Origin of the sequence: uncultured Allobosea sp. (genome assembly GCF_945956895.1) — a bacterium.
Classification (GTDB): domain Bacteria; phylum Pseudomonadota; class Alphaproteobacteria; order Rhizobiales; family Beijerinckiaceae; genus Allobosea.
Genome location: NZ_CAMFJF010000078.1, coordinates 1 through 12420 on the forward strand (window position 1 = coordinate 1; position 12420 = coordinate 12420).

At 65.1% G+C, this 12420-nt stretch carries 11 protein-coding genes; 5 read left to right on the forward strand and 6 right to left on the reverse strand.

Features of this window, described 5'->3' with window-relative positions:
- Window positions 1–49: 49 nt before the first annotated feature.
- The 6 genes from Q0Q02_RS21145 to Q0Q02_RS21170 form a co-directional block, all read right to left on the reverse strand.
- The gene (locus Q0Q02_RS21145) at window positions 50–592 is read right to left on the reverse strand and encodes a hypothetical protein (protein ID WP_293812469.1); all 543 of its coding nucleotides are present in this window, start codon (window positions 590–592) and stop codon (window positions 50–52) included.
- A gap of 461 nt (window positions 593–1053) precedes the next feature.
- The gene (locus Q0Q02_RS21150; protein ID WP_293812470.1) at window positions 1054–1263 is read right to left on the reverse strand and encodes a helix-turn-helix domain-containing protein; all 210 of its coding nucleotides are present in this window, start codon (window positions 1261–1263) and stop codon (window positions 1054–1056) included.
- A 110-nt stretch (window positions 1264–1373) separates the two neighbouring features.
- Window positions 1374–2126 carry a hypothetical protein gene (locus tag Q0Q02_RS21155; protein ID WP_293812472.1) on the reverse strand — a complete coding sequence of 251 codons (753 nt, stop codon included), beginning with the start codon at window positions 2124–2126 and terminating at the stop codon, window positions 1374–1376.
- Window positions 2119–3477 (reverse strand): site-specific integrase, encoded by a 1359-nt coding sequence (locus tag Q0Q02_RS21160; RefSeq protein ID WP_293812474.1) that lies wholly within the window; start codon window positions 3475–3477, stop codon window positions 2119–2121. Before Q0Q02_RS21160 ends, Q0Q02_RS21155 begins: the two co-directional genes overlap by 8 nt.
- Before the next feature lie 295 nt (window positions 3478–3772).
- Window positions 3773–4036: a DksA/TraR family C4-type zinc finger protein gene (locus Q0Q02_RS21165; RefSeq protein ID WP_293812475.1), complete on the reverse strand. Its 264-nt coding sequence runs from the start codon at window positions 4034–4036 to the stop codon at window positions 3773–3775.
- 82 nt (window positions 4037–4118) lie between these two features.
- Complete coding sequence (locus Q0Q02_RS21170) at window positions 4119–4985, reverse strand: DMT family transporter (RefSeq protein WP_293812476.1); 867 nt, start codon at window positions 4983–4985, stop codon at window positions 4119–4121.
- Between the two features lie 156 nt (window positions 4986–5141).
- Here Q0Q02_RS21170 and Q0Q02_RS21175 point away from each other — a divergent pair, with 156 nt between their 5' ends.
- The 5 genes from Q0Q02_RS21175 to Q0Q02_RS21195 all read left to right on the forward strand — a co-directional run.
- On the forward strand, window positions 5142–6533 hold the full coding sequence (locus Q0Q02_RS21175; RefSeq protein ID WP_293812477.1) for a PLP-dependent aminotransferase family protein: 1392 nt from the start codon (window positions 5142–5144) through the stop codon (window positions 6531–6533).
- A gap of 104 nt (window positions 6534–6637) precedes the next feature.
- On the forward strand, window positions 6638–7576 hold the full coding sequence (gene hemC, locus Q0Q02_RS21180) for a hydroxymethylbilane synthase (RefSeq protein ID WP_293812478.1): 939 nt from the start codon (window positions 6638–6640) through the stop codon (window positions 7574–7576).
- Between the two features lie 258 nt (window positions 7577–7834).
- Window positions 7835–9316, forward strand: a complete 1482-nt coding sequence (locus Q0Q02_RS21185) for a M81 family metallopeptidase (protein ID WP_293812480.1) — start codon at window positions 7835–7837, stop codon at window positions 9314–9316.
- 45 nt (window positions 9317–9361) lie between these two features.
- Window positions 9362–10984 (forward strand): amidohydrolase, encoded by a 1623-nt coding sequence (locus Q0Q02_RS21190; protein ID WP_293812481.1) that lies wholly within the window; start codon window positions 9362–9364, stop codon window positions 10982–10984.
- 215 nt (window positions 10985–11199) lie between these two features.
- A partial coding sequence (locus Q0Q02_RS21195) for an ABC transporter substrate-binding protein (protein WP_293812483.1) occupies window positions 11200–12420 on the forward strand: 1221 nt, incomplete at its 3' end.

Here is a 12420-nt window from a genome sequence, read left to right on the forward strand (position 1 = left end):
TGGGCGGGTCACTTCTCAGTGGAAACCCAGGGTCACTTCTCGGCGGAAATCAACAGGCCCGAGGCGTGGCAGTAAGTCGTCGCGGATCAGTTTTCATACTAAACGTCGGCGACGCGTTGCTGCCAGAGCCGTCCGCTACAGATGTCTGCGACTGTTTGCTGCCAGCCGATAGCGGTACAAATGCCGGCGACGCGTTGCTGCCATCCATCAATCGAACCGCACTCTGCCGCCGATGCCACGTACGTTCGCTGATTCCGAGAGCCAGCCACGGCGCCATTGCCTTCAACGTCTGTCCCGGATCGAACGGCGGCAACCCCTTTGCCTCACGATCCGCGGCACGCTTCGCCCGTTGCCGATCCCTGTCCCGCAAGCTCTTTTCAGCGGCCTTTCGCACCTTGCGCGCTTCGGCAGGCTCCTCAGCAGCATCCATGCTCCAGGCTCGAACAGCTTCCCGCTCAGCCCGCGTTAGCGACAGCCACCGCCCCACCTCGTCCGACGATAGATTTCCTCCGCGGCGCCGAAAGCTGCAGACGATCTCGGTAACGTCCGCGATGAACGTATCGTCGATACTCAACGCCAGATCCTGAGCCATCTGCCGCACATTGACAGGATGAAGTCCCAAGTGAGGCGCCAAAGACGGAGGCACGGGCCAACCCTCGAGGTCAGCCAAGCAATCGCATCCGACGATTAGTGTGGGCTTCGTCTCAATAGCGACTCCCAACGCTCTGCGATGACTAATTAAGCGAAACAGGTGGCGCCGCCGAAGTGCTGCGAAGAGCCAACGCCGAGGGCTGGGGCGGCCCCCAATGGGCCGGCTGCCGCCTCCATCAAATCCGGGCTCCTTCATTGACCGCATTGACGCTCCCCGAATGCACGGCGCCGCTCGGCAGCGGCTGCGACGGCCTGAACGAGGCGATCATCCGTCGTGCGGTCGGTGGCGGCGGCGATAACGCTGAGCGGCGTCGGTCGGACACCGGCGTTCCTGAGCTCCGTGAGGACGTCGTCCAGGAGCCTTTGCGCAGGGTCTGCCCTGCTGGCTCGGGCGACCATCGCTCAGGCTGCGGCCTGAGCGCCGAGTTCGGCGCCGATAATCTTCTTCTCCCAGGCGACCAAGTCGTCCTCGGCGAAGAACAGGCGCCCTTCGCGGCTGACCGCTTTCGGGAAACCCTCACGCTTCATGTAGCGGTACAGCGTGCGCAGCACGATCCCGTGGCGCTGGCACACCTGACGGGAGCTGAGATAGTTCCGGCCCGCAAACTGCATTGTGACCTCCAAGTCATGCTTCGATGACGAGGAAGGTCACACTGTTTCGCCGATAAGCGTTATGGCTTTCGTCCGCGGGCAGGGCGGTCCCGTTGCCTATGCACGGACGACTAACTGGGCGGCACGGCTTGCATAGGTCGCAGTCGCGTTCGCGCAAACCTATGGATCGTGTCGGCGCTGGGAAGCAAACGCTTGGTCATTGGAGCCGAGGCCGCCTCTATAAATCGTGTGAGCGGGCCGGTGGGTGAGGACGTCGGCGGCCGGCCAAGAGCTTGCGTCCATAGCCGGATCAGCTCTCCCCAATAGATTTCGCGGCAGGTATCCACCGGCCTGACATTCATCCGGAGAACCTCAGCGTTTGCCCGATATCGGTCGCTGAGCCCGCGATAGAAATCTCTCGCCCTGATCAGGTCGATCTGCAGCCGAGGCATGAACACCTTAAGATCTTCGTCCAGAAACCCCATATCTCGCACGGGGTCGACCGGGTCCCGCGGCTCAAGGATCGGCTGGTAACGGCTTTGTTCAGCCAACAGGGCGATGAGATTATCCGCATGCTCGGCGATCAAATGCACCCGCTCGGCGCCTTTCTCTTGGCGAACAACCGAGTAATGGCCGAGAGAGCTGTCCTTTGCGAAGTATAGCTGCCCCTCAAGATAGGCACGAACATCCGCATTGGTGGCGGCGCGCTCGATCGGCTGCTCGCTCTCAAAAGGCGGCGGGCCATAGCTGGCGAACCAAATCTCGCCTGGATAAGGCTCTTTCTCGATCACCGGCAGGCCCTCAAAAGAGGATCCAGCCGCCGCGAGGACGGCATTCCATTCGTCGTCGCTAAATGAGCAGAGGTCGCCCTTTTCGTCACCCATCGACGCTCGCTCCCACAGGCTCAGCGGCCTCAGGTTCAGGCTTACCAGCAGCAATCCATGCCACATGCTCGGCCCACGCCTCCAGGGCGCGCCGCTTCGGCTCTCGCAGCTTCGCGTGATTGTAGCGACGCTCATCGCCCTTCCTGACGTGGTTCAGGATCGCCTCGACCACGTGCGGAGCGATGTCGAGCTCGTCGTTCATCAGGGTGTCGGCCGTTCGCCGCAAGTCATGCAGCGTCCAGCCGGGGATTTCAGCGCCGGCGGGGTCTTCTCCGCGCGCGGCCATTTCCTTCCGCAGTATCGCCAGCATCTCTCGATCCAGCTTGGTCTTGGTCTTTGACCATCCGCTGACCGCCGTCTCGCCCGTCGTCGTGAAAACCAGTTTGGCCTTGCTCTGGACGCGAGGGAGGGCCTGTAGGAGCTGGCGCGCTAGTGGAGTCAGCGGCACCTCATGCTCCTTACCATTCTTGGCTCGCTCCCCCGGCAGCGTCCACATGGCAGCGTCAGGCGACAGCTCGGGGCGCCGCAATCCGCCAACCTCGTCGCGACGCTGAGCCGTCAGCAGCATCAGCTTGATCGACGTTCCGAACAACTGGCCGAGTTCGTCGCAGGCAAGCCAGAGGATTCGAATCTCATCGTGGGTGAGGACGCGATCGCGCGCGACCTCTTTCTGGGGCTTGGAAACGCTGGCGGATGGGTCAATCGGCAGCCTGGTCGTGTTGTCCTTCAGCCAAGCGAAGCAGCCCTTTAGGGCCGCGAGAGTGCGATTGGCCGCGATTGGCGCGCCGCGGCGACGAATGCCTTGGATGAAGTCCCGGACGTCGTCCGTTGTGATACTCGAGACAAGCCGGCCCGCCCATTCCGCAGCAGCTGACTTGGGGATCACAACGAAGGAGAGCGGGCTGTCTTTCTCCTCCGGCTTCTGCGGGTCGGCTCGCAGACCGAGCATTCGGGCAGTCTCCCGCCACTGGCGCTGGTGGCTTTTGGCATAGCCATCCAGATATCGTCTGGCCTCGCCGGCGAAGGTCCCTGCGTCGGCGACGTGCGCCTCCTTGAGCGCGCGCTTGCGGCGTTTCTCTCCCAGGCTAGGGTCATCCCCGCGTTGCCGAGTGCGATCGAACTCCTGTGCCTTTTCACGAGCCTCTGTGAGCGAGAACGCAGGATAGGGACCGATCGTCAGCTTCGCTGTTTTACCGTGCAAACGATATCGATATGCCCAGCTTTTCTTCCCGCTCGGCAAGGGCTGGATCACGAGATGCAGGCCGGCCGCGCCAGCGTCGGCAACCTCCAGACGCTTGGTCGGGTCGGGCTTCGCGGCCTTGACCGCAGCATCGGTTAGCCTCTTCGCCATTTGATCTCGGGTAAATTCTGGGGTAACAAAGTGCGGCGTCAGCGCCTGTCATATGACGTGTTCTGACAGGCTCTGTTATAGTAGACAAGGCGCGGGAAATGCTAGAGAAAATGTGTCGCCCCTTGTCATTCTGAGAAACACCGCGCCATACATGGCCATCTGTTTCGTAATGAGGGGGTCGGGGGTTCGAATCCCTCAAGCGGCACCACAATCCTTTCCCCGACATCGCAGCGCGCCATTGCCGTTGCTTCCGACGGTGCCGTCTTCGGGCGCAGCCGAAACGGCGCAGCCAAGCTTACTTCAGCTGGCTGTCCTTGCTGCCGCGCCGGTTGTAGCTGGATTGTGCCGCCGAGCGGTCATGGCCGGACTGGCAGGCGACGCAGAGGCGGGCGCCGGGCATGGCGAGTCGGCGCGCTTCGGGAATCTCCTCGCCGCATTCCTGGCAATGAATCTCGCCGGGGCCGCTCGGCAGCCGTGACCGCGCCAGACGAACCGCGTCCGTGATCGAGCCGTCGATCTGGTCCTGAACCGCTCCGTCCGGAGCCCACCCGCTTGCCATGACGCAACCTCCGATAAGCCAGAAGATGGCCTCGGACGGCCGGGAATCCAAGAGCTTCGCGTCAGGCGTAGGTTAGGGGCGATCAGGCGAAGCGCTTCGCTCCGGCCACGCAGAGTACGACCACCGCGGTCGCCGCGATCATCGTCCAGGCGATCGGCTCGCCGAGCAGCCAGCCCGCCAGCGTCAGCCCGAAGAAGGGCTGCAGCAGCTGGAGCTGGCCGACACTGGCGATGCCGCCAATCGCCAGCCCCCGATACCAGAAGACGAAGCCGACCAGCATGCTGAAAACCGAGACATAGCCGAGGCCGATCCAGGCCGGCGTGCCGATGCCCTGCCATGTCGAGGGCCAGAACAGCAGCGCGACGATGGCCATCGCCGGCAGCGACAGGAGCAGCGCCCACGAGATCACCTGCCAGCCGCCGAGCCGGCGCGACAGGCTCGCTCCCTCCGCATAGCCAAGCCCGCAGAGCAGCACGGCGCCGATCATCAGCAGGTCGCCCGCCAGCGAGCCGCTATCGCTGTTGGCGAGTGCGAAGCCTGCGACGGTCGCGCTGCCGATCCCCGAGAACAGCCAGAACACCGGCTTCGGCCGCTCGCCGCCGCGCAACACGCCAAACAGCGCGGTCGCGAGCGGCAGGAGCCCGATAAAGACGATCGAGCGCGCCGAGGGGATATGTTGCAGCGCGAGCGCCGTCAGCAGCGGAAAGCCGAGCACGACACCGAGCGCGACGATCGCGAGCGGGCGGATGTCGGCTTTCCGGGGCCATTGCTGGCGCAACAGCATGAGGCAGGCGGCGCCGAGCAGGGCTGCGATCGCGGCGCGGGCGCCGGTCAGGAACAGCGGCGAGAACCCCGCAACTGCCACGCGTGTCGCCGGCAGCGAGCCGCTGAAGATCAGCACGCCGATGAGCCCGCTGCCCCAGCCCTTGCCGCCCCAATTGCTCGACATCCGATCCGTCCCGCTGCTTTGCCCGGAAGCCGTGCTCTAGGCGTGGGCAACCGACAAGGCCAGCGACAGACCGATACATTCATGGCAAACTGTATGGCTATGAATGAGCATACAATCAGTGTCGCCGAACCCGCCGCGACCCGGACGGAAGCGGTCATGGCGGCGATACGCGCGCGGCTGGCATCGCGGACTCTGGCGCCAGGTGATCGCTTGCCCTCGATTCGCGGTTTTGCGGCGACGATGAAGGTTTCGCCCTCCACTGTGGTCGAAGCCTATGACCGCCTTGCGGCCGAGGGCCTGATCCGTGCACGGCAAGGCTCCGGCTTCTATGTGACCGGCGGCGGCCTGCCGCCTCTGGCGCTGACACGGGCCGCTTCGCCGCAAGAGCTGGTCGTCGACCCGTTCTGGGTCTCGCGCCAGTCGCTCGATGCCGAGCCAGGCGCGCTGAAGCCAGGCTGCGGCTGGCTCCCGGCCAACTGGATGCCGGAGGAGGCCTTGCGTCGCGGCTTCCGGGCGCTGGCACGTGCCGAGGGCGCGATCCTCACCGATTACGGCGGCACGCGCGGCGCCTCAAGCCTGCGCCGTCTCCTGCTCGGACGCTTCGTCGAGGCGGGGCTCACGGTCTCACCCGAGCAACTCATGCTGACCGGCTCGGGCACGCAGGCGCTTGACCTGATCTGCCGCTTCCTGCTGCGGCCGGGCGATGTCGTCCTCGTCGACGACCCCTGCTATTTCAACTTCCAGGCGCTGCTGCGGGCGCATCAGGTGCGTGTGGTAAGCGTCCCTTACACGCCGACAGGGCCGGATATCGCAGCGTTCGAAAATGTGGTGGCGGCCGAGCGCCCGCGCGTCTACCTGACCAATTCCGGCTTGCACAATCCGACCGGCGCCAGCCTGTCGCCGCAGGCCGCCTATCGCGTGCTCAGCACGGCCGCCGGCCACGACATGATCATCGTCGAGGACGATATCTTCGCCGATTTCGAGCCGGAGCCGTCATCGCGGCTGGCGTCGCTCGACGGGTTGCAACGTGTCATCCGGATCGGCAGCTTCTCCAAGACGCTCTCGGCCGCCGTCCGCTGCGGCTATATCGCGGCGCGGGCGGACTGGGTCGAGGGGCTCGTCGACCTGCAGGTCGCGACCAGTTTCGGTGGGCCCGGCCCGGTCTCGACGGAGCTGCTGGCAGGCGTCCTCGCCGGCGGCAGCTACCGCAAGCATATGGAAGAGCTGCATCGCCGCCTGGCCCAGACGCGGCGCGAGGTCACTGCCCGGCTGGAGACCTTGGGGATTCGCCCATGGCTGATGCCGAAAGGCGGCTTCTATCTCTGGTGTCGATTGCCGGAAGGCGTCGATTCCGCCGAGCTGGCTCGTCTCGCCGTCATCAAGGGCGTGGTGCTGGCGCCCGGCAATGTCTTCAGTGTCGCGCAGACGGCCGGCAATTTCATGCGCTTCAACGTCGCCCAGTCGCGCGATCCGCGCGTGTTCGAGGTGCTCAGGAAAGCGATGGCGACCATGCGCCAACAGGGGGCGGTGGAAGCCGTCTGCGATTGATCCAGCGCAGCTTGGGCCTGCGCCGCACTCGTCAGCCCGGCGTCCCCCTGTTATAGACCGCGGCAAGACCGGCCCGGCCGGACAGGACCGAAAGTTTTGAGATCATGCATCTGAGGATCGGCACGCGCCGCAGCCCGCTGGCGATGGCCCAGACCAACCACGTCATGGGCCTGATCCGGGAGAAGTTCCCGCAGGCGGAATTCACCCTCTGCCAGATCGCCACCATCGCCGACCGCGATCGCGTCTCCGAATTCCACCAGTTCGGCATGGTCGGCGTCTTCGCCATCGAGCACGAGCAGCAATTGGTGACGCGCGAGGTCGATTTCGTCGTCCATTCGCTGAAGGACCTGCCGACCACCTTGCATGAGGGGCTCGTCCTCGCTTCGGTGCCGCCGCGCGAGGATCCGCGCGATGCGCTCTGCGGCGCGACCATGGCCTCGCTGCGCCAGGGCGCGCGCGTCGGCACGGGCTCGCTTCGCCGCCGCGCCCAGATCCTGAACCTCCGGCCTGACATCACCGTCGTGCCGATCCGCGGCAATGTCGGCCCTCGCCTGGCCAAGATCGGCGGCGAGGATGCGCTCGACGCGGTCATTCTGGCGCATGCCGGCCTGAGGCGGCTCGGCATGGACGATGCTTCCTCTGAAGTGCTTGCCCCGTCGCTGTTTCCCTATGCGGTCGGGCAGGGCGCGCTCGGGCTTGAGGCTCGGGCCGAGGATACGGCAGTGGTCGAGGTGCTGAAGGCGATCGAATGCCCGAAGGCCCGCGCCGAGGCCGAAGCCGAACGCGAGATGATGCATGCGCTCGGGGCTGGATGCAGCCTGCCGGTCGGCGCCTGCTCCACATGGCAGGACGGCCGCCTGACGCTGCATGCGCAGGTGACCTCGATCGAGGGCACGGAGCGTGTCGTCGCCGATCGGAGCGCGCCGCCGGAGCAGGCGCGTGAACTGGGGCTCTCGGTCGCGCAGATTCTGAAGGAGCGGGGAGGCGTCGCGATTCTCGAAAAGAGCTATCGCGGCCATTACCCGAGCTTCAAGTCGATCTAGCGCCCCGTCCGGTGCGCTCCGGCTTTCGGTGCTTCGCCGCACCCGGTGCTGCGGAGTACCATCTATCTCATTGCTGCCGTTAAGGGTTTCCGAAAGGCGCACCCAGCGCAGCGATCAAAAGCCGTCGTCGAGCATATTCACCAGATTTCGGCAAGCGCGCAGGTTTCTGGGGACGCATGCACGAAAATCAGTGGCCAGAGCGCCGACATCTCGCCAAAACTGTCAAAAAAATTGAACGACAGTTTTGGGGGGATGGTGGTGCCGCGCGTTTTGATCGCCGAGTTCATGCACGAGACGAACACCTTCAGTGTTCAGCTCACGGACGAGGCCACTTTCAGGGCGCATGGCGCCTTTCGCGACAACGAGATCCCCGGCGCCTTCCGCGGCACGCGCACCTCGATGGGCGCGGCCTTCGAGGCGGCCGACAAGTTCGGCTGGAGCCTCGTCCACCCGCTGGTGACCGGCGCCAACCCGTCCGGCCGCGTCACCGACGCCGCCTTCGATCTCTTCGCCGGCCAGATCGTCGATGCCGCTGCAGGCGTAGACGGCGTGCTGCTGCATCTCCATGGCGCGATGTCGACCGAAAGCTCGGATGACGGCGAGGGCGAGTTACTCGCCCGGCTGCGCAAGCGCATCGGCCCCGATGTGCCCGTCGTTGCGGTGCTCGACCTGCATGCGACGGTGACGCAGCTGATGGCCGACAACGCCAATGCGCTGATCTCCTACCGGACCTATCCGCATATCGATCAATACGAGCGCACCTGGCAGGCGGCGGAGCTGCTGCAGCGCGCGATGAAGGGCGAGATCAAGCCCAGGGTCGCGCTCGCCCGCCGCCCGATCCTCTATGCGCTCGATGGCGGGCGCACGACCTCGCCGCCCTTCCTCGAACTGCTGCGTCGTGGCGACGCGCTGGAGGCTTCCGGCGATGCGCTGGTCGTCAGCGTCCAGGCCGGCTTCTCCTCGGCCGACGTCCACGATATCGGCCCCTCGATCGCGGTCACGGCCGATGATCGCGACAAGGCTCAAGGCATCGCCGAGGAGCTGATGGACTATGCCTGGGAGCTGCGCCGCTTCTCCTCGATTCATTTCACGCCGCTGGCCGAGGCCATGGCCCGCGCCAAGGCCGGCGAGGCCGATACGGGCAAGCCGGGCTACAAGCCGGTGGTGATCTCGGACTATTCCGACAATCCCGGCTCCGGCGCCTATGGCGATGCCACCAACCTGCTGCGCGCCGTGCTCGATGCCGGGCTGAAGAATGTCGGCTTTCACGCGATCAACGATCCCGAGGCGGTGCTCGCCGCGCAGGCGATCGGCGTCGGCAAGCGCGGCCGGATCAAGCTCGGCGGCAAGGTCGATCCGACCATGGGCGGCGGGCCGCTCGATCTCGATGCCCATGTCGTCGCGATCACGGACGGCTATTTCCTCTGCCATGGCCCGATGGCCGGCGGCGTCTGGCGCAATTACGGGCTCTCGGCCCTGCTGCGCGTCGACGATGTCGAGATCATCGTCATCACCCATAACGGCCAGGCGACCGACCTCGCGCAGTTCACCTCGCTCGGCGTCGATCCGACCCGCAAGTCGACGGTGATCGTCAAGTCGATGCAGCATTTCCGTGCGGCCTTCGAGCCGATCGCGCGCGAAGTGCTGGAAGTCGATACCGGCGCGCTCTCGACCCGCAATTTCAAGGAGCGGCCCTACAAGAAGGTCCGCCGCCCGATCTTCCCGCTGGACGACATCTGACCGCAGCTCACAGGAGCCGCGACGACTCGATTGGAGGAGGACACCATGGCGATTCAGGCCGATATCGTATTGCGCAACGGGCCGATCTGGTGCGGGCGCGAGGAGGGCGTCGTCGAGGCGCTGGCGATCTTCCGGGACAAGGTGCTGGCCGCCGGCAGCGATGCCGAGATCAAGCCGCTGATCGGCCCGAAGACCCGCGTGATCGACCTCAAGGGCCGGCTGGCGACGCCGGGCCTGAACGACTCGCATCTGCATCTCGTCTCGCTCGGTATGACCATGGGCTGGGTCGATTCCAAGCCCGAGGCCGCGCCGACGCTGGAGGCGCTGCTCGGCGCCATCTCGGCCCGCGCCGCACAGTCCAAGCCCGGAGAATGGATCCTCTCGCGCGGCTATGACCAGACCAAGCTCGACACCGGCCGCCACCCCTATCGAGAGGAACTCGACCGCGCGGCGCCGAACAATCCGGTGATGCTGGTCCGCGCCTGCGGCCATATCGCGATCTGCAATTCCGAGGCGCTGCGCCTCGGCGGCATCGACGAAAAGTCGCCGACGCCGCAGGGCGGTCTGATCGAGCAGCAGAACGGCCGCTTGACCGGCCTGCTCGCCGAGAACGCGCGCGCTCCGGTCCAGGCTGCGATTCCCGCGGCGACCGAGGAGGACATCATCGCCGGCATCGAGCGCGGCGGGCAGTATCTGCTGTCGCTCGGCATCACCAGCTGCATGGACGCCGCCGTCGGCCAGAAGGGCGGCTTCCGCGAGATCGCAGCCTATCACCGCGCCAAGCGCGACGGCCGCCTGCCGGTCCGCACCTGGCTGACCCTGCTCGGCGACGATGGCCGCTCGATCGTGCCACAATGCTACGACGCCGGACTGATCTCCGGCACCGGCGACGAGATGCTGATGATCGGCGGCGTCAAGCTCTTCCTCGACGGCTCGGCCGGCGGGCGCACCGCCTGGATGACCGAGCCCTATCTGGGCGAGGACAAGACCACCGGCGTCTGGATGTGGGAGGATGCCGAGCTCGAGCGCATGGTGCTCGATGCCCACAAGAAGGGCTACCAGCTCGTCTGCCACGCTATCGGCGATGCCGCGATCGAGCAGCTCATCACGGCCTATGAGAAGGCGCTTGCGGCCTATCCCGATCCGGATCGGCGCCACCGCATCGAGCATTGCGGTTTCTCGACCCCGGCCCAGCACGAGCGCATGGTCAAGGCCGGCATCTATCCCTGCCCGCAGCAGGTCTTCATCCATGATTTCGGCGATGCCTATGTGAAGGTTCTGGGACCGGAGCGGGCGTTGCCGAGCTATCCGTTCCGCACCTGGTTCGATCTCGGCCTGAAGCCGGCTACGGGCAGCGACGCGCCGGTCTGCGATCCCAACCCCTTCCCGAATTTCCACACCATGCTGACGCGGGAAACCTGGAAGGGCACGGTGATGGACGAAGCCCAGCGCGTCTCGATCGAGGAGGCCCTGCAGGCCTATACCGAGTTCGGCGCCTTCTCGCAGAAGCAGGAAAAGGTGAAGGGCAAGCTCGCGCCGGGCTTCCTGGCCGATGTCGCGGTGTTCTCGCGCGACCTCCTGACCGCCGCGCCGGCCGATATCCTCAAGGACACCCGTTGCGATCTCACCATTCGCGGTGGCGCGGTCGTCTACGAGCGGGGAGCTTGAGGCAGAGCATCTTCGAGCGAAAAATACCGGTTCGCGTGAAGAAAATGCGAAACGGAACTCCGAATAGCGCTGCGGCACCGTGAATCGCGGGGCTGTTCGGGGAATTTGACCGTGCGGGGGAAGACAAGCGCGGTAAAGCCGTTATGGTTCCACTTGAAAGCAAACAATTCCGGATCAACCGGAGCAGATCGAAAACGGGAGGACTGATCGTGTTGTTGAAGAAATTTGCCTTTGCCACCGCGCTGACGATGGCTGCCTTTACCATCTCGGCGCAGGCCCAGGAGCCGCGCCGCGGCGGAACGATCCGCTTCACGGCGCCTTATGGTGCGTCCTTCGTCAGCAATGACAGCCACGTCTCGAACCAGATCCAGGACGAGATCTACGGCTATGCCCTGCATGGCATGCTGTTCCGCTGGGATTCGAAGGCCGGCAAGCCGGAGCCCGAGCTCGTCAAGAGCATCACCACCTCGGCGGACGGGCTGACGCACACGCTGAAGCTGCGCGACGACGCCTTTTTCCACAATGGCCGCAAGATGACGGCCGACGACGTGATCTGGTCGTTCCATCGCCTGGTCGACGGCTCCAAGAACTATCCGGGCGCGCGTCACGTCTCGCGCATCAAGGGTGGTACCGAGGTCCGCAAGGGCGAGGCCAAGGAGATCTCCGGTCTCAAGAAGATCGATGATTTCACCATCGAGATGACGATGACCGACGCCGTCGATCCCGGCTTCCTGTTCTTCAGCGCGCCGACGGCGATCCTGCCGGCCAAGGAAGCGCAGGAGGCGGACTTCTTCAACAAGCCGATCGGCCTCGGCCCGTTCAAGTTCGTTGAGCACGTCCCCGGCTCGCGCATGGTCTTCGAGCGCTGGGAGAAGTACTACAAGGCCGGCAAGCCCTACGCCGACAAGCTCGTGATCTCGCCGATGGGCGAGGCCGCGGCCCGCGACGTCGCCTTCCGCAACAAGGAGATCGACGTCTCGATCCTGGGCTCGACCCAGTATGTCGCCTACAAGGCCGATCCGAACCTGTCCAAGGGCATCCTGGAGGTCGCGGAAGTCTTCACCCGCAACATGGGCATGAACCCGGAGTTCAAGCCGTTCTCCGATAAGCGCGTCCGCCAGGCGATCAACCATGCGATCGACAGCGAGCTGATCATCAAGCGCCTTGTCCGCGACAAGGCTTATCGCGCGTCGAGCTGGCTGCCGAGTTCGGTCCCGGCCTTCGACAAGGATGCCAAGCCCTACGCCTTCGATCCGGATAAGGCCAAGAAGCTCCTGACCGAAGCCGGCTATCCCGATGGTTTCGAGTTCGAATGGACGGCGACGCCGAACGAGAGCTGGGGCATCCCGATCGTCGAGGCGACGATCCCGATGCTCGCCAAGGTCGGCATCAAGGTGAAGGTCAAGCCGGTCGAGACCTCGGCGCTCGGCGGCGTC

Coding starts and splice junctions, on each gene's coding strand:
- Q0Q02_RS21145 (WP_293812469.1), bottom strand. CDS start 592: ATGGCTCAGGATCTGGCGTTGAGTATCGACGATACGTTCATCGCGGAC.
- Q0Q02_RS21150 (WP_293812470.1), bottom strand. CDS start 1,263: ATGCAGTTTGCGGGCCGGAACTATCTCAGCTCCCGTCAGGTGTGCCAG.
- Q0Q02_RS21155 (WP_293812472.1), bottom strand. CDS start 2,126: ATGGGTGACGAAAAGGGCGACCTCTGCTCATTTAGCGACGACGAATGG.
- Q0Q02_RS21160 (WP_293812474.1), bottom strand. CDS start 3,477: ATGGCGAAGAGGCTAACCGATGCTGCGGTCAAGGCCGCGAAGCCCGAC.
- Q0Q02_RS21165 (WP_293812475.1), bottom strand. CDS start 4,036: ATGGCAAGCGGGTGGGCTCCGGACGGAGCGGTTCAGGACCAGATCGAC.
- Q0Q02_RS21170 (WP_293812476.1), bottom strand. CDS start 4,985: ATGTCGAGCAATTGGGGCGGCAAGGGCTGGGGCAGCGGGCTCATCGGC.
- Q0Q02_RS21175 (WP_293812477.1), top strand. CDS start 5,142: ATGGCGGCGATACGCGCGCGGCTGGCATCGCGGACTCTGGCGCCAGGT.
- hemC (WP_293812478.1), top strand. CDS start 6,638: ATGCATCTGAGGATCGGCACGCGCCGCAGCCCGCTGGCGATGGCCCAG.
- Q0Q02_RS21190 (WP_293812481.1), top strand. CDS start 9,362: ATGGCGATTCAGGCCGATATCGTATTGCGCAACGGGCCGATCTGGTGC.